The organism is Allopusillimonas ginsengisoli, from assembly GCF_004153455.1.
In the GTDB taxonomy this organism is placed as follows: Bacteria; Pseudomonadota; Gammaproteobacteria; order Burkholderiales; family Burkholderiaceae_B; genus Allopusillimonas; species Allopusillimonas ginsengisoli.
Genome location: NZ_SDQE01000004.1, coordinates 65,677 through 80,009 on the forward strand (window position 1 = coordinate 65,677; position 14,333 = coordinate 80,009).

Genomic DNA, 14,333 nt, shown 5'->3' on the forward strand with positions numbered 1-14,333 from the left:
ACCGATCAATGCGCCGACAGCCAGTGCACACTGAACATATGGTCGTCGTCCACCCACACGGCCTCGGGAGAAAAGCCCGCGCGCGCGGCCAGTTCGCGGAAGCCGTCAACCGTATACTTGTGTGAATTTTCTGTATGGATAGACTCGCCTTCATCGAAGGTGTGGCGTATGCCCGCCAGCGTCACGCATTGCTTTTGCTTGCTGACCAGATGCATTTCAACACGGTGATAGGTCGGATGGTAAAGCGCATGATGTGCAAATCCATCCAGATCAAAGTCTGCGCCCAGCTCCTGATTGGCGCGCTTGAGCAGGTTCAGATTGAACGCAGCCGTCACGCCTTGTGCGTCGTTGTACGCCGCATGCAATAGAGTAGGATCCTTGACCAGGTCCACGCCAATCAGCAGTCCGCCGCCATTGAGCAGGCCGGCTGCTTGGGTCAGAAAGCCCAGGGCTTCAACGGGGCTCATATTGCCTATGGTCGAGCCTGGGAAAAAGCCCGCCCGACGCCGCATGGCCGAACCCAATCCCGGCAGCGTCGTCAGCGCGGTGTAGTCCGCCACCACCGGATACACCGGCAAAGAGGGAAAGTCGGCCGTCAACTGTTCTGCCGCGGCATGCAGATGGTCGCCTGAGATATCAATCGGCACATATCGGCAGGAGCACGCTTGCCGGGGAAAGGCGTCCAGCAATAAGCGCACCTTGAGCATCGACCCCGCCCCGAATTCGACGAGATCAATATCGCTCCCCATCATGTCGGCCATCTCGACCGCATGCTGTTTCAGAATACCGAGCTCTGTGCGCATGGGGTAGTACTCCGGCAGTGCACATATTCGGTCAAACAGTTCCGAACCTGCCGCGTCGTAGAAATACTTGGGCGAAACGTGACGCGGTCGCGCCAGCAAGCCCGCCTTCATGTCAGCAAGAAATGCGTCTGCATCTGCGCAGTGTTCCGTAGGAATGGCAAGAGAGTCCATGGCAAGGTCGCTTACAGATCGCGCGCGAGGCGCAAGCCGGTGAATTGCCAGCGCGCTGCGGGGGGAAAGAAATTGCGGTAGGTCAAGCGGCCGTGCGAAGCCGGCGTGGCCGCGCTGCTGCCGCGCAGCACCTGCTGACCCACCATGAATTTGCCGTTATATTCAGCGGCCGGTCCTGGTATGGGCCTGAATCCGGGATAGGGCGCGTAGGCAGAACGCGTCCATTGCCAGACAAAGTCAAATGCCTGCGCCAGTTCCGAGGCGCTGCAGGAGGCTTCCCACTCGAACTCTGTGGGAAGCCTTGCCCCCGCCCACTCCGCATAAGCACAGGCTTCGTAGAAACTGAGATGGGAGACGGGCTGATGGGGATCCAGCGGCTGGACGCCCTGCGTCCCAAAGATCTGCCAGCCGGCATCGCCTCCCCGTTCTTTCAGGCGCGGATCATCGCCTTGCAACCAATACTGGGGCGCGCTCCAGGCCTGCGATTGAACGGTAGCCCATCCCTCCGACAACCAGAACTCAGGCCGCGAATAACCGCCGTCGTCCATGAATGCGAGATATTCTCCGCAAGTCACCAACCTGTCCGCGATGGCATAGGGTTGCAGCCATACCGGGTGGCGTGGTGTTTCGTTATCGAAGGCAAACCCCTGCCCGTCGTGGCCTATGTCCACCATGGCGCCGTCATGCGCCAGCCAGCGAACCGGGCCGGTCGCCACCGAAACCGCCGAGGGCTGAGCGTCATTGTGCCGATAAGCTGGCAACAACGGATTGCATGACAGCGCATGCAGAATGTCTGTGACGATCAATTCCTGATGCTGCTGCTCATGCTGCAGGCCCAGGACAATAATCGGTTGCAGCGCTTGCCACTGCGTATCGTCCAAGTCTTCCAGCCATGCCTCCATGGCGGCGTCCACGTGTTGGCGATAGGCATGCACGGCATCCAGTCCCGGGCGGCTGAGCATGCCGCGCTGCGGCCTCGGCTGGCGAGGCCCGAGGGCCTCGTAGTAAGAGTTGAATAGATAGTGAAAACTCGCATCAAAGACCCGGTATTGCGCTGCATAAGGCCGCAACAACATCGCCTCAAAAAACCAGGTGGTATGCGCAAGATGCCACTTTGTCGGACTGGCATCGGGCATAGACTGTATGCACTGGTCCTCCGCAGTGAGCCCGGACGCCAGGCTCAAGCTGTGCGCACGTATCTGCTGGTATTGCAGCCGCAGGCTTTCTTTTGAACAAGTCATTGAACCATTCTATTCAGAAAACACAGGGCCGAACGGAACGGAGACAAGATGTTGCAAATAGAACGGTTTTAATTCAACCGTGATCTGACAGCCGAATGCCCTCTAGGCGGGGGCTGTCGTGCACGATCTCAATACCCAAAGAAGTCTTCGCTGCGGATATCGTCGTCATCAACATCAGCACGATTCAATACCTGGCGCACTGCCTGGACCAGTCCCGGGGGCCCCGCCAGATAGTAGACGGGTTCAGCGAGATCGACACAGACTTTTCTGATCAGGCTTTCATCGATGACTCCCGTCTCCCCATCCCAGGGCTGGGCGGAGGCATCCATTTGTGTCATTGTCGCGACCAGCCGGAATTGTCCGTTCTGCTGCGCAAGCTGCTGCAACTCTGGCAGAAAGGCCGCATCTTCCGGGCGCCGATTGGAATAAAGCAGAATCAGTTGCTGCGGCAACGCATCATGCATAGCCTGCCTGAGCATGCTGACAAATGGCGTAATACCGATACCGCCCGCAAGCAAGATCGCCGGGCGGGCGCGCTTATTATGGAGCGTCAACGATCCGAATGGCCCCTCAAGCGCCGCGTCCTCACCCACCGACATCGCACGCAGCACCTGCTTGAACGCGCTGTCGCGCATACGGGTGGCGATCGTCAAGTCTGCTTCATACGGTGCGCTCACAATCGAAAAGGTATGTCGCATGTCATCGGCATTACCCTGCCCCGCGCCAGGCAACACGACGTCTATGGTCTGGCCAGGCTTAAAGCTGAAGCCGGCTGGCTTTTCAAAATGAAAAGCCATGGTCCGTTCAGCGACTTCTTCTTTCTTCAACAACTTTACAGTGCAGCTATCCATGATGACTCCGCGACTGGAACTGCGATGGCAGTTTGCCTATTGTGTCTGGGTCTCGCTCCGTTTCAACGAAGCGATGACAAGGGCTGCCCATTGCGCACAATGCGTGCATAGGCAGAATGATTGTGAATAGACTCAAAGTTTTCGGCGTCAATACGGCAGGCCTTGATGCCTGGCAGATCGTCCAGCGCCAGTGCCACATCACGCACCAGGTCTTCAACGAACTTGGGATTGTCATAAGCCTGCTCGGTAACGTATTTTTCGTCGGGCCGCTTGAGCAGACCATAGACTTCGCAGGACGCGCTGCGCTCGGCCGCAGCGATCAGCGCCTCTACATCCAGTGGCGCTTTGAGGTCAACCTCGATACTGATCAGTGAGCGCTGGTTGTGCGCTCCATAGGCAGAGATTTCCTTGGAACAGGGACAAAGGCTGGTCACCGGCACCACAACGCGCATCCAGAAACTGTACTGCTGGTCCTGGGACAGGGTGCCGCGCCAAGAAACGTCATAATCCAGATGGCTGGCCACGCCGGACACCGGGGCCGTCTTGCGTACAAAATAGGGAAAGGACATTTCCAGACTCCCCGCACTGGCCTTCAGGCGGCACAGCATATCCCGCAACAGATGCTCAAACCCGTTCTGGTCCAGCACGCCCGACTGCGACTCAAGCAGCTCAATAAAACGGGACATATGTGTGCCCTTGACCTCGGCATCCAAGGCCACCGTCATGGACAGGTCCGCAATCGTCGACAACTGTCCCGCCCGCGTTTTAATCGTAACGGGATGACGGACACCTTTGACACCAACGGCGTCCAGGGCTACGCCGCGTGGATCGGCCTGAGACTGTATATCGGGCAAAAGCATGAGTTTTTCGGGCGCGTTCATACGGCTCCTGATAAAGAATCCGGCCTATGACCGCCCGGATGGAGGATTTCAGCGTGAAGCGAGGCAGCCATGGCGCAACGCCATCGCTACCGGCTTTCCCGCCGGCTTTAACGGTTAGACGCACGAACGAGCAAAAACGTGTCAGGAATTTTCAGATGCCTGGCTCCGGGAATCAATGGCTCAAGCGGATCAGGACTTTACCGCGCGCGTGTCCGGTAGCCAGCTTCTCCAATGCCGAACGCGCCTCGTCCAACGGGAAGATTGAGTCGGTGATGATCTGCAGCTGCCCGGACTGAAACAGACGTATCGCTTGTGGCAAGAAGGGCGTCGCGCTTGCGAAAAACACGAACTCGCCTGCCTGCGTGCCTCTGGATTGGATGCCGAATTCCACAAGGCTCGCAATGCGCCCATTGGCGCGAAGCACCGACCATGATCCTTCCAGCGTTTCGCCACCGAGGGTATCGAGCACCAGATCAATGTCGTTGACTTCGGTAAAGTCCTCAGTACGGTAGTCGATGACTTCGTCCGCACCCAGGCTCTTCACCAGCGCTGCATTCCGGGCCGACGCCGTGGCGACCACATGGGCGCCCGCGTGATGGGCCTGCTGAACAGCCATGCTACCGACGCCACCGGCCGCTGCGTGAATCAGCACCCGCTGCCCGCGTTGGAGATGGCCAACATCGAACAGGCCCTGTCGGGCTGTTCCGAAAGCGGTCGGCAGGGCTGCCGCCTGCTCGAAGCTCATCTCCGCCGGGATGCCGCATAGATCGGCGGCAGCAATCACCAGATATCTGCCAAACGCCCCGCCCGAACTGGGCGCAGTACGCCCGACCACGCGATCACCCGGCTTCACAGTCGTTACCTGCGTGCCGACCGCCTTTACCACGCCGCTGAAATCCGTGCCCAGTGTATAGGGGAACTGAACAGGGAAAACCTGCTGCATGTGTCCGGCAGCAATCTTCAGATCCAGCGGATTGATGCCGGCGGCCTCGACGCGAATGGCGGTTTCATCCGGCTGCAGATCTCTGAGGCGCGATTCACCTATCGCGACGAGATCGGGCCCCCCGAATGCTTCGATAAAAGCCGTGTTCATACATCAACCTCCTTGGTCATGGCTAAGTTGGATCCGGCCTGCGGTGGGAACTGGCCTAGCTGCAGGAACAGGCCAAACCAATCTTCCATGTGCCAGGTCGCGGTCAGACGCTTGCCGTCGAGCGTGTGAAACTCGTGAAGGCGAAAGCTCACCTTCTTGCCGGTTGGGGGGACGCCGAAGAATTCGCCTTGATGGGTGCCGCTGATCTCGGCGCGAACGCCTATCTTGCCAGGCTCTTGGACCATGTCATGAACGATAATCTGAAGGTCGGGGAACGCCTGGATGACGCTGCGGATGATGGGCTTGATGCCTTCGGGCCCGGGCCGCTGCCCGGGCGCCAGTGGAATGTCATCCCAAGTCGGCGCCAGAACTCCGTCTATCAGATTGGGGTTCCTGTCACTGAATGCCCGATAGAACGTTTCCACCGCCAAACGCTCCGTGCGAAGGCGATCGATGCCATTGATGCTGGATATATTCATAAGCCGCTGCTCATCGTGAGGTTATGGGTGATGGCAGGATTCTGTCGGCGGCAGTAAAATTTGTCTAACAAATAACTGATATATCTAATTATTCGTTCTATGAATTTTCATGGCATAGACCTGAACCTGCTCGTGGCGTTCGACGCTTTGATGAACGAGCGGAACGTAACCCGCGCCGCCACCCAGGTCGGTGTGAGTCAACCCGCCATGAGCGCGGCGCTATCGAGGCTGCGAAAATGCTTCAGCGATCCACTGTTCTTGCGCAGCGCGGAGGGCCTGCTGCCTACGCCACGCGCGAGAGACTTGGCTGAACCCATTGCGCAAGCCTTGCGGCAAATCGAATTCACGCTTGTGAAAAAGCCCGAGTTTGTGCCAGAAAAGGCAACACTGACGTTCACATTGGGGCTGTCGGACTACCCCGCTTTCGTGCTCCTGCCTTCACTGCTGCAGGCGCTCGAAACGACGGCCCCGGGCGTGTCATTGAACGTGCATGCATTTAACGACCGGGATGACGCGGTAGACCTGCTGGATGCCGGCGTGATCGATGCGGCCATCGGCATGCCGCCTACACACGCTGATGGCCGAATACTGACGCGCCCCGTGCTTCAAGACCGGTTCGTTACGATCATTGCCAAAGACCATCCCGCCGCCCGACGCGGGATGAGCATGAAGACCTATCTGGATCTGCACCATGTGCTCGTGTCTCCCGAAAGCGAACGATATGGTCTGGTGGATCAGGCGCTTGCTCAGCAGGGCAAAAAGCGCAAACTCGCACTGACGCTGCCGCAGATGTTCGCCGTACCAGGCATTGTGGCCCGAACCAGCATGACCGCCACGATCATGAAGCAGGTCGCGCTCACCTCGCCGGCGGGGCACCGACTAGCGCTCTTTCCGCCTCCCGTCGCATTGCCCGAGGTCGTATTCGATCTTATCTGGCATCGACGCAGCGACGCTCATCCCGCACAGTTATGGTTCAGAGGCTTTATCTCAGATCATGCCGCATGTTTTGCCGGATAGTGGTAGCCGCTCTCATTGATGCTGAACGCTTCGCATGCCAAGCGGATGCTGACTTTGAACTGCACAACGACACCGCGCGTCATCATGCAGGCATCCATGCCGTCGTACTTGGCCCGCCACTTGTAGAGCGAGGCGCTGCTCATGCCGTGTTCGCGGAATAGCTCTGGCACGGGCGCTCCTGCTTCGGCTTGCTTGAGGATCGCCATGATCTGGCTGTCTGTGAATCGGGGTTGCTTCATTGCGAATTTCCTGGTTTGGAAATTCTACCTTCGATCACTGCGATTTAACGGAGGGATTACCAGGGCGAGGACGTCAAACGACTCAAGAGGCAAAAGTCACATTGGGCATCAATCGATCTACGTGCGGCTGCTTACGCTGGCGGGCTTGTGCAAGGTCGTATTCAGTTTGAAGCGCAGTCCAAAACCGGGCAGTGCTAATCCCTGCCATTTCCAGACGAATAGCCAGATCCGGGCTTATGCCAGCCCTGCCATTGATGACGCGAGAAAGTGCCGTCCTAGACATGCCTAGCTTTTGTGCTGCTTCGCTTACTGTCAAGCGCAAAGGCTCAATGACTTGATCTCGTATTGTGCTTCCGGGATGGGGATGGCTCAAAGTGTTCATGTGTTTCTCGTTCAGTGATAGTCCTGGTAATCGACGATATCTACATCATTGCCGTCAAAAACAAACGTAACACGCCAATTGCCATTGACCACGATTGACCAATATCCTCTGAGATTGCCGTGTAATGGGTGCAATCCGAAGCCCGGAAGATTTAACTCACCAGGCTCTGACGCCACATCCAAAGCGCGCAGAATTTGCCCGAGCTTTTTTGCATGATTCGGTTGAATCCCTTGCACTGAGGAAGTCCTGAAGAATCGCTCAAGCCCTTTGTGGCGGAATCGCTTAATCATAGCCCATTGTACTGCGTAGCGGCACAAGGCACAATAATTTGCTTGTGCCTTTGCATGGCGGCGGTGTCTATTGAAGTCCGACCAGGACGCCCAGGCAGCGCGGGTCGCCAAATTGCTCGGAGATCGAGTTCAGCGCTGAGTGACATACTTTGCAAACTCACTGGCAACCGACAGAAAATCCACACCAATATGTAACAAAGCAGGTCCACCCCCTTGAAGAAACTCACTTCGTCCTTATAATTAGCACTCGAGGGGGTCGAGTGCTAACAGCACATACCGACCCCTCAGCTATGTCAATCAACTATTTATTGAACAGGAGTTCCTCCATGGCACTGCGTCCTTTGCACGATCGCGTGATCGTCAAGCGTCTGGACAACGAGCGCACTACCGCCTCGGGTATCGTCATCCCTGAAAGCGCCGCTGAAAAGCCCGATCAGGGCGAAGTCGTGGCTGTTGGCCCCGGCAAAAAAACCGAAGATGGCAAAGTGCTGCCGGTTGACCTGAAAGTCGGCGATAAAGTCCTGTTCGGCAAGTATGCCGGTCAATCAGTCAAGGTCGATGGCGAAGAACTGCTCGTCATCCGCGAGGAAGAAATCCTCGCCGTGATCCAGTAATCCCGACACGAATCACTCAAGGAATTTCACAATGGCTGCTAAGCAAGTACTTTTTGGCGACGATGCACGGGTTCGCATCGTTCGTGGCGTCAACATTCTGGCCAACGCCGTCAAGACGACACTGGGTCCCAAGGGCCGCAATGTCGTGCTCGACCGCTCTTTCGGCTCCCCCACCGTCACCAAGGATGGTGTGTCGGTTGCCAAAGAAATCGAACTGAAAGAAAAATTTGAAAACATCGGTGCCCAACTGGTCAAGGAAGTCGCTTCCAAGACCTCGGACGCCGCTGGTGATGGTACCACCACCGCTACCGTGCTGGCCCAATCGGTCGTCGAAGAAGGCCTCAAGTATGTGGCTGCCGGCATCAACCCCATGGACCTCAAGCGCGGCATCGACAAGGCTGTCGCCGTTGCCGTCGAAGAGCTCAAGAAGCTGTCCCGTCCTTGCACCACCAGCAAAGAAATCGCCCAGGTTGGCTCCATCTCGGCCAATAGCGATGCCTCCATCGGCGAAATCATCGCCAACGCCATGGACAAGGTTGGTAAGGAAGGCGTCATCACCGTTGAAGACGGCAAGTCGCTGGACAACGAACTGGATGTCGTCGAAGGCATGCAATTCGACCGCGGCTATCTGTCGCCCTACTTCATCAACAATCCCGACAAGCAAGTATCGGTACTGGACGATCCGTACATCCTGATTTTCGACAAGAAGATCAGCAACATCCGCGATCTGCTGCCCATCCTGGAACAGGTTGCCAAGTCCAGCCGTCCTCTGCTCATCGTGGCTGAAGACGTCGAAGGCGAAGCCCTGGCTACCCTGGTCGTCAACAACATCCGCGGCATCCTGAAAACAACCGCCGTCAAGGCTCCTGGCTTTGGCGATCGCCGCAAGGCCATGCTCGAAGACATCGCCATCCTTACCGGCGGCGTGGTCATCTCCGAAGAAACCGGCATGTCGCTTGAAAAAGCAGCGCTGGAAGACCTCGGCCAAGCCAAGCGCATTGAAGTGGGCAAGGAAAACACCATCATTATCGATGGCGCTGGCGACAGCAAGTCCATTGAAGCCCGCGTCAAGCAGATTCGTGTTCAGATCGACGAAGCCACGTCCGATTACGACCGCGAAAAACTGCAAGAGCGTGTTGCCAAGCTGGCTGGCGGTGTTGCCGTCATTCGCGTTGGCGCTGCCACCGAAGTCGAAATGAAGGAAAAGAAGGCACGTGTCGAAGACGCCCTGCACGCTACCCGCGCTGCGGTGGAAGAAGGTATTGTGCCCGGCGGTGGCGTTGCACTGATCCGCGCCAAGGCTGCCATTGCCGCCCTCAAGGGTGACAACGTTGACCAAGACGCCGGCATCAAGCTGATTCTGCGTGCGATCGAAGCACCGCTGCGCACCATCGTGGCCAACGCTGGCGACGAGCCCAGCGTCGTCGTCAACCAGGTTGAGCAAGGCAAGGGTAACTACGGTTACAACGCCGCAACCGGCGAGTACGGCGATCTGGTCGAGCAAGGCGTTCTGGATCCCACCAAGGTAACGCGCACTGCGCTGCAAAACGCTGCGTCGATTGCCAGCCTGTTGCTCACGACCGAAGCCGCTGTGGCCGAAATCGTGGAAGACAAGCCTGCTCCTGCCATGCCCGACATGGGTGGCATGGGCGGTATGGGTGGCATGGGCGGTTTCTAAACCGTCAGTCATCGCGCCGGGGCGCAAGCCCCGGCGGCTACGATTACACAGCTGTGCCCAATGCCTCCGGTTCGCCGGAGGCATTTTGCTGCCCATTGCGGTAGGCTCTCTATAATGCAAGGCCAACCACCCGATATGTGATTGCACATACAGGAAAAAGACCTTATGCATTCCTCCTACAAAAGCAAAGGCGGCCCTGCGCGTCTTATTCATGCCCTGCGCTATTCGATTCAGGGCCTGGCGGCCGCGTTCCGGCACGAAGCGGCATTCCGCCAGGAGTTGCTGCTGACGGTCGTACTCCTGCCGGTTGCGCTCTGGATCAGCCGCACGCTGCTCGAAGCAGTATTGATGATAGGCGCGCTAGTGCTCGTGCTGATTGTCGAACTGCTGAACTCTGCGCTGGAGGCGCTCGCCGATACTATCACCACCGAACACCACCCAATGGTAGGCAGGGCCAAAGACCTGGGCAGTGCTGCGGTGTTACTGGCCTTGGGTCTTGCCGCACTGATCTGGCTGGGTGTGATCGGAACCCATATCTCAGGCAGCCTATAATCCGCAAACCAACCACGATGCCTGCCATGACTTTTATACAGAAACTCGAACGCGCCTGGTCCTCTACCAACTCTATGCTGACGGTAGGACTGGACCCGGACCCCCAGCGTTTTCCGGCCGAACTCTCAGGCAGGCCCGATGCAATCTACGAATTCTGCCGGGCGATCGTGGATGTCACTGCACAGTATGCCTGCGCCATCAAGCCGCAGATTGCCTATTTTTCGTCTGCCCGGGCTGAAGACCAGCTTGAGGCTCTGTGCGCCTACATCCATGACACACATCCTCACTTGCCCATTATCCTGGATGCCAAGCGGGGCGACATTGGCTCCACCGCCGAGCAGTATGCGCGCGAAGCGTTTGAACGCTACGAGGCGGATGCCGTCACAGTGAATCCCTATATGGGCTATGACAGTGTCGAGCCTTACCTCTCATGGAAAAGCAAAGGGGTGATCGTATTGTGCCGCACCTCCAACAAGGGCGGCTCGGACCTGCAGTTTCTGGAGAGCGCCGATGGCACGCCGCTGTATCTGAAGGTCGCCGAAATGGTATCCGAACGCTGGAACACCGGCCAGCAGTGCGCGCTTGTGGTGGGGGCCACATTCCCCGAAGAAATTACCAAGGTCAGGGCCCGGGTGGGCGATATGCCATTGCTGGTGCCTGGCATAGGCGCGCAGGGGGGCGATATTCCAGCCACGGTGAACGCGGGTAAGGACAGCAAGGGCACAGGGATGATGATCAACTCTTCGCGCGCCATTCTGTACGCGAGTGGCGGCGACGATTGGCGCGAGGCAGCCGCGCATGCGGCGCGCGCGACGCGCGACGCCATCAACGCGGCGCGATAATCACAAGCGCGGAAGGTCGGGGCAGGCTTGCCCCCGCGGTTTACGTGGCCGGCGCAATAAGCGAAATGGCCGTCTCCAGTGCAAAGGCCACCGCCGCCTGACGGATGGCCGCACGGTCGCCCTCGAATATTCGGGTCATGGCGCGCGTGGCCACACCCGCTGAGGCGCGTTGCGCAAATCCGAAACACACCATGCCGACAGGCTTGCCTTGTGTGCCGCCCCCCGGGCCGGCTATACCGGTCGTGGACACCGCCAGATTGGCGTACGGCGCCGTCGCCAGCACGCCTGCAGCCATTTCCATGGCAGTTTCTTCGCTGACAGCACCAAATCGCTCGAGTGTGTCTTCGTTGACACGTAGCTGCTCGGTTTTCGCCTCGTTGCTGTATGTCACGAAGCCTCGATCGAACCACTGGCTTGATCCTGCGGTGTGGGTCATGGCGGCAGCAAGCAGCCCGCCGGTGCACGATTCCGCGCAGGCGAACATCCAGCCCTTTTCGACCAGCAGACGCCCCAGCTCGGGGGCCAGCGCCAATTCCTTGCTCGTACTCATCAGTGGCTCCGTATAAGGTTCGGCATGGCAGCCGGAAAACGATCAGATCAGGCCAGCAAAGGCCTAGCTGGCCTCAAGCCATCAGCCCGAACCGTACCAGCAGGGCAATGACCAGCAAACTATAGGCTGCCGCCAGGATGTCGTCCAACATGACGCCAAAACCGCTCTTGAACCGTCGATCACAGAAGCGCACTGGCGGCGGCTTGAAAATATCAAACAAGCGGAACACGATGAAGGCGACGAGCTGAGGCAGAAACGCGGCGGGGGTCAGCCAGAGCACCAACCAGAAGGCCACGATTTCGTCCCACACCATCCCACCATGATCCGGCATGCCCATTTCCCGTCCTGTGCGATGGCAGGCCCAGCAGCCCAGCGCGAAAGCCAGCAGCAGCACAACGCCTATGCCCGCATCGGGCAGCCGGGATACGAGCGCTACCCACAACAGCCACCCACACAATGTGCCCCAGGTGCCTGGTGCTGGGCGCAGCAGGCCGCTGCCCAGCCCAAAGGCAACGATGCGCGGAAATGAACGAAAAACCCAGGCGGCGCTGGGCTCAGGGACAGAGCCGGGCCGGGACGAAGAATGGTCGTTGGACTGCATAAACGCGCTAAACGCCTGCGTAGAAGAATGGATCAGGAAAAATGGTCGAAACCACCCACAGCCAAATGCACGGCAGCACCGCTGGCATCGACTACCCGAACGCCCTGCCCCGGCTTGATATGGCCTACTCGCGTGACACGTACAGACATCTTGCCGGCCAGTGCGCCGATTGCGTCGCGCTGGCCAGGCGGTGCGGTAAAGCATAATTGATAGACATCGCCCCCAGCAAGCACCGCCGACTGGCGTACATCCGGGGCAACACCCTGCAGGGCGGAATCCACAGGCAAGCTGTCATAGGACAGTTCGGCAGCGCAGCCGCTCGCCCGGAGAATATGGCCCAGATCCTGCAGCAGGCCATCCGAGATATCGAGCGCAGCATGGGCAATGCCAGCGAGGTTGGCCGCAAAGGCCCAAGGCGGCATGGGCCGCTCCAGGGCATTGCGCGTCGCAGCCAATAGGCCCGCGTCCATCGGCAATTCGCCCTGCAACAGCCGCAAGGCGATATCCGGCGCGCCCAGTGTGCCCGTAATCCAGATATCGTCACCAGCGCGGGCCGCGGCCCTGCGCAGGGCTTGTTCAGGACGCACCTGACCGAAAGCCGTCACGCTGATCACAATACCGGATGGGCTGCGTGTAGTATCGCCGCCGATCAACGGGCAGCCTGCCTGCGCCGCAAAATCATGAAAGCCTTGAGCAAAGGCCGCCAGCCAGTCATGATCGACCGCAGGCAACGACAGGCCGAGCAGACACCCCAGAGGCTGCGCGCCCATGGCGGCGAGGTCCGACACATTGACGGCCAATGCCTTGTGCCCGAGCCCCGAAGGATCGGCATCCGGAAAAAAATGCCGGCCTTCTATGAGCAGATCGATGCTGGTGGCGAGTTGATGGCCGGGCGCCACGGGAAAGAGCGCGCAGTCGTCGCCGACGCCCAGCATCCCGTCCGGCGCCGGACGGGAAAAGTAGCGACCGATGAGATCAAATTCGCTGTTCAACGAGCGCCCGGCCCCTGGCGACGCGCCGCCGCTGCGGCAACTTCGGCCGGACGCACGTCGGCCGCCATTTTGTCGAGTACGCCATTGACGAACTTGAAACCATCGGTGCCGCCAAACGACTTGGCCAGCTCAACGGCCTCGTTAATGGCGACTTTGTACGGTACTTCGATATGGTTGATCAGCTCGAAGCTGCCGATCAGCAAAATGGCATGTTCTACCGGCGAGAGCTCGTCCAGCGGCCTGTCGACATAGGGAAGAAAGCGTTCGCGCAATGCTGGTGCTTCGCGCAGCACGCCGTGCAACAGCGTTTTATACCAAGATGCATCAGCCTCGGAAAATTCGGTGTCATCGCGGATATGGGCATCGATTTCGCCTGCATCCTGGAGGCTGTCGTCGCCGCGCAGCAGCCAGGCATAAATGCCCTGCAGCGCGAACTCGCGCGCGCGGCGGCGCGCACTGCGGGCGTTGACCCGTGCCGAGCCTGCCGACGCGGACTGCGGTTTACCTGTTGTCAAGATTTTCGTCCTCGTCTTCATCGAAGTCGTCGTCATCATCGTCGTCGTCTTCGTCTTCTTCGTAGTCATCGTCCTCGGACTCAGGCTCCAGGGCAGCCACCAGATTGGCCATTTCGACCGCGGTACGGGCGCAATCGCGTCCTTTGTCGGCGGCACGCGCTTCAGCCTGTTCGTCGGTATCGGTTGTGAGCACGCCGTTCGCGACCGGAATGCCGGTTTCGAGCGCCACGCGGCTGATCGCTGCCGCGCTTTCGTTGCTGACAATCTCGAAATGGTAGGTTTCGCCGCGAATCACAGCGCCTAACGCGATCAGGGCATCGAACTCGAACGTTTCGGCCATTTGCGCCAGCGATACACCCAGCTCAAGCGCGCCTGGTACGGAAACAACCATGACATCGCGTTCGTCTACGCCAAGCTCGGCAAGCTCGGCCAGACATGCGTCGAGTTCGGCCACGCCGATTTCTTCGTTGAAACGAGCCCGCACGATACCGATGTGCAGGCCTTCCCCGTTGAGATCGGGAGCCATGGTGTAGGGATTCATA

At 58.8% G+C, this 14,333-nt stretch carries 18 protein-coding genes and 1 pseudogene; 5 read left to right on the forward strand and 14 right to left on the reverse strand.

Annotation, left to right across the window (positions count from 1 at the left end):
- Positions 1–5 precede the first annotated feature (5 nt).
- The 6 genes from egtD to ERE07_RS10395 form a co-directional block, all read right to left on the reverse strand.
- On the reverse strand, positions 6–974 hold the full coding sequence (gene egtD, locus ERE07_RS10370; protein ID WP_130008754.1) for an L-histidine N(alpha)-methyltransferase: 969 nt from the start codon (positions 972–974) through the stop codon (positions 6–8).
- 11 nt (positions 975–985) lie between these two features.
- A complete protein-coding gene (gene egtB, locus ERE07_RS10375) occupies positions 986–2,215 on the reverse strand; it encodes an ergothioneine biosynthesis protein EgtB (protein WP_130008755.1) in 1,230 nt (409 codons plus the stop codon).
- Between the two features lie 128 nt (positions 2,216–2,343).
- Entirely contained in the window at positions 2,344–3,066 is a 723-nt protein-coding gene (locus ERE07_RS10380) for a ferredoxin--NADP reductase (protein WP_130008756.1), read from the reverse strand.
- Between the two features lie 62 nt (positions 3,067–3,128).
- The gene (folE2, locus tag ERE07_RS10385) at positions 3,129–3,947 is read right to left on the reverse strand and encodes a GTP cyclohydrolase FolE2 (RefSeq protein ID WP_130008757.1); all 819 of its coding nucleotides are present in this window, start codon (positions 3,945–3,947) and stop codon (positions 3,129–3,131) included.
- A 172-nt stretch (positions 3,948–4,119) separates the two neighbouring features.
- Positions 4,120–5,040 (reverse strand): NADP-dependent oxidoreductase, encoded by a 921-nt coding sequence (locus tag ERE07_RS10390; RefSeq protein ID WP_130008758.1) that lies wholly within the window; start codon positions 5,038–5,040, stop codon positions 4,120–4,122.
- Positions 5,037–5,519 carry an ester cyclase gene (locus ERE07_RS10395; RefSeq protein WP_130008759.1) on the reverse strand — a complete coding sequence of 161 codons (483 nt, stop codon included), beginning with the start codon at positions 5,517–5,519 and terminating at the stop codon, positions 5,037–5,039. The genes ERE07_RS10390 and ERE07_RS10395 overlap by 4 nt, the downstream gene beginning before the upstream one ends.
- A 99-nt stretch (positions 5,520–5,618) precedes the next feature.
- Here ERE07_RS10395 and ERE07_RS10400 point away from each other — a divergent pair, with 99 nt between their 5' ends.
- Complete coding sequence (locus ERE07_RS10400) at positions 5,619–6,536, forward strand: LysR family transcriptional regulator (protein WP_130008760.1); 918 nt, start codon at positions 5,619–5,621, stop codon at positions 6,534–6,536.
- A gap of 74 nt (positions 6,537–6,610) precedes the next feature.
- Here ERE07_RS10400 and ERE07_RS10405 read toward each other — a convergent pair.
- The 3 genes and pseudogenes from ERE07_RS10405 to ERE07_RS10415 all read right to left on the reverse strand — a co-directional run.
- A pseudogene (locus tag ERE07_RS10405) lies at positions 6,611–6,775 on the reverse strand (transposase); the annotation flags it as partial.
- 82 nt (positions 6,776–6,857) lie between these two features.
- The gene (locus ERE07_RS10410; protein WP_130008761.1) at positions 6,858–7,157 is read right to left on the reverse strand and encodes a HigA family addiction module antitoxin; all 300 of its coding nucleotides are present in this window, start codon (positions 7,155–7,157) and stop codon (positions 6,858–6,860) included.
- An 11-nt stretch (positions 7,158–7,168) separates the two neighbouring features.
- Entirely contained in the window at positions 7,169–7,447 is a 279-nt protein-coding gene (locus ERE07_RS10415) for a type II toxin-antitoxin system RelE/ParE family toxin (RefSeq protein ID WP_130008762.1), read from the reverse strand.
- A gap of 326 nt (positions 7,448–7,773) precedes the next feature.
- On the opposite strand from ERE07_RS10415, the gene ERE07_RS10420 reads away from it, so the two are divergent.
- The 4 genes from ERE07_RS10420 to pyrF all read left to right on the forward strand — a co-directional run bounded on the left by ERE07_RS10420 (position 7,774) and on the right by pyrF (position 11,133).
- Complete coding sequence (locus tag ERE07_RS10420) at positions 7,774–8,061, forward strand: co-chaperone GroES (RefSeq protein ID WP_130008763.1); 288 nt, start codon at positions 7,774–7,776, stop codon at positions 8,059–8,061.
- A gap of 31 nt (positions 8,062–8,092) precedes the next feature.
- Positions 8,093–9,739 carry a chaperonin GroEL gene (gene groL, locus ERE07_RS10425; RefSeq protein ID WP_130008764.1) on the forward strand — a complete coding sequence of 549 codons (1,647 nt, stop codon included), beginning with the start codon at positions 8,093–8,095 and terminating at the stop codon, positions 9,737–9,739.
- 165 nt (positions 9,740–9,904) lie between these two features.
- Positions 9,905–10,291, forward strand: coding sequence for a diacylglycerol kinase (locus ERE07_RS10430; protein WP_130008765.1), 387 nt, complete (start codon positions 9,905–9,907; stop codon positions 10,289–10,291).
- Between the two features lie 26 nt (positions 10,292–10,317).
- Positions 10,318–11,133, forward strand: coding sequence for an orotidine-5'-phosphate decarboxylase (pyrF, locus tag ERE07_RS10435; protein ID WP_130008766.1), 816 nt, complete (start codon positions 10,318–10,320; stop codon positions 11,131–11,133).
- A gap of 40 nt (positions 11,134–11,173) precedes the next feature.
- On the opposite strand, the gene ERE07_RS10440 is transcribed toward pyrF, so the two are convergent.
- From ERE07_RS10440 to ribH, 5 genes are all read right to left on the reverse strand, one after another.
- The gene (locus ERE07_RS10440; RefSeq protein ID WP_130008767.1) at positions 11,174–11,683 is read right to left on the reverse strand and encodes a CinA family protein; all 510 of its coding nucleotides are present in this window, start codon (positions 11,681–11,683) and stop codon (positions 11,174–11,176) included.
- A 73-nt stretch (positions 11,684–11,756) separates the two neighbouring features.
- Complete coding sequence (locus tag ERE07_RS10445; RefSeq protein ID WP_130008768.1) at positions 11,757–12,284, reverse strand: phosphatidylglycerophosphatase A family protein; 528 nt, start codon at positions 12,282–12,284, stop codon at positions 11,757–11,759.
- A 32-nt stretch (positions 12,285–12,316) separates the two neighbouring features.
- Positions 12,317–13,276, reverse strand: coding sequence for a thiamine-phosphate kinase (gene thiL / locus ERE07_RS10450; RefSeq protein ID WP_130008769.1), 960 nt, complete (start codon positions 13,274–13,276; stop codon positions 12,317–12,319).
- Positions 13,273–13,791 carry a transcription antitermination factor NusB gene (gene nusB, locus ERE07_RS10455; protein ID WP_245153622.1) on the reverse strand — a complete coding sequence of 173 codons (519 nt, stop codon included), beginning with the start codon at positions 13,789–13,791 and terminating at the stop codon, positions 13,273–13,275. Before nusB ends, thiL begins: the two co-directional genes overlap by 4 nt.
- Positions 13,778–14,332 carry a 6,7-dimethyl-8-ribityllumazine synthase gene (ribH, locus tag ERE07_RS10460; RefSeq protein ID WP_130008771.1) on the reverse strand — a complete coding sequence of 185 codons (555 nt, stop codon included), beginning with the start codon at positions 14,330–14,332 and terminating at the stop codon, positions 13,778–13,780. The genes nusB and ribH overlap by 14 nt, the downstream gene beginning before the upstream one ends.
- Between the last annotated feature and the right edge of the window lies 1 nt (position 14,333).

Coding starts and splice junctions, on each gene's coding strand:
- egtD (WP_130008754.1), bottom strand. CDS start 974: ATGGACTCTCTTGCCATTCCTACGGAACACTGCGCAGATGCAGACGCA.
- egtB (WP_130008755.1), bottom strand. CDS start 2,215: ATGACTTGTTCAAAAGAAAGCCTGCGGCTGCAATACCAGCAGATACGT.
- ERE07_RS10380 (WP_130008756.1), bottom strand. CDS start 3,066: ATGGATAGCTGCACTGTAAAGTTGTTGAAGAAAGAAGAAGTCGCTGAA.
- folE2 (WP_130008757.1), bottom strand. CDS start 3,947: ATGAACGCGCCCGAAAAACTCATGCTTTTGCCCGATATACAGTCTCAG.
- ERE07_RS10390 (WP_130008758.1), bottom strand. CDS start 5,040: ATGAACACGGCTTTTATCGAAGCATTCGGGGGGCCCGATCTCGTCGCG.
- ERE07_RS10395 (WP_130008759.1), bottom strand. CDS start 5,519: ATGAATATATCCAGCATCAATGGCATCGATCGCCTTCGCACGGAGCGT.
- ERE07_RS10400 (WP_130008760.1), top strand. CDS start 5,619: ATGAATTTTCATGGCATAGACCTGAACCTGCTCGTGGCGTTCGACGCT.
- ERE07_RS10410 (WP_130008761.1), bottom strand. CDS start 7,157: ATGAACACTTTGAGCCATCCCCATCCCGGAAGCACAATACGAGATCAA.
- ERE07_RS10415 (WP_130008762.1), bottom strand. CDS start 7,447: ATGATTAAGCGATTCCGCCACAAAGGGCTTGAGCGATTCTTCAGGACT.
- ERE07_RS10420 (WP_130008763.1), top strand. CDS start 7,774: ATGGCACTGCGTCCTTTGCACGATCGCGTGATCGTCAAGCGTCTGGAC.
- groL (WP_130008764.1), top strand. CDS start 8,093: ATGGCTGCTAAGCAAGTACTTTTTGGCGACGATGCACGGGTTCGCATC.
- ERE07_RS10430 (WP_130008765.1), top strand. CDS start 9,905: ATGCATTCCTCCTACAAAAGCAAAGGCGGCCCTGCGCGTCTTATTCAT.
- pyrF (WP_130008766.1), top strand. CDS start 10,318: ATGACTTTTATACAGAAACTCGAACGCGCCTGGTCCTCTACCAACTCT.
- ERE07_RS10440 (WP_130008767.1), bottom strand. CDS start 11,683: ATGAGTACGAGCAAGGAATTGGCGCTGGCCCCCGAGCTGGGGCGTCTG.
- ERE07_RS10445 (WP_130008768.1), bottom strand. CDS start 12,284: ATGCAGTCCAACGACCATTCTTCGTCCCGGCCCGGCTCTGTCCCTGAG.
- ribH (WP_130008771.1), bottom strand. CDS start 14,332: ATGAATCCCTACACCATGGCTCCCGATCTCAACGGGGAAGGCCTGCAC.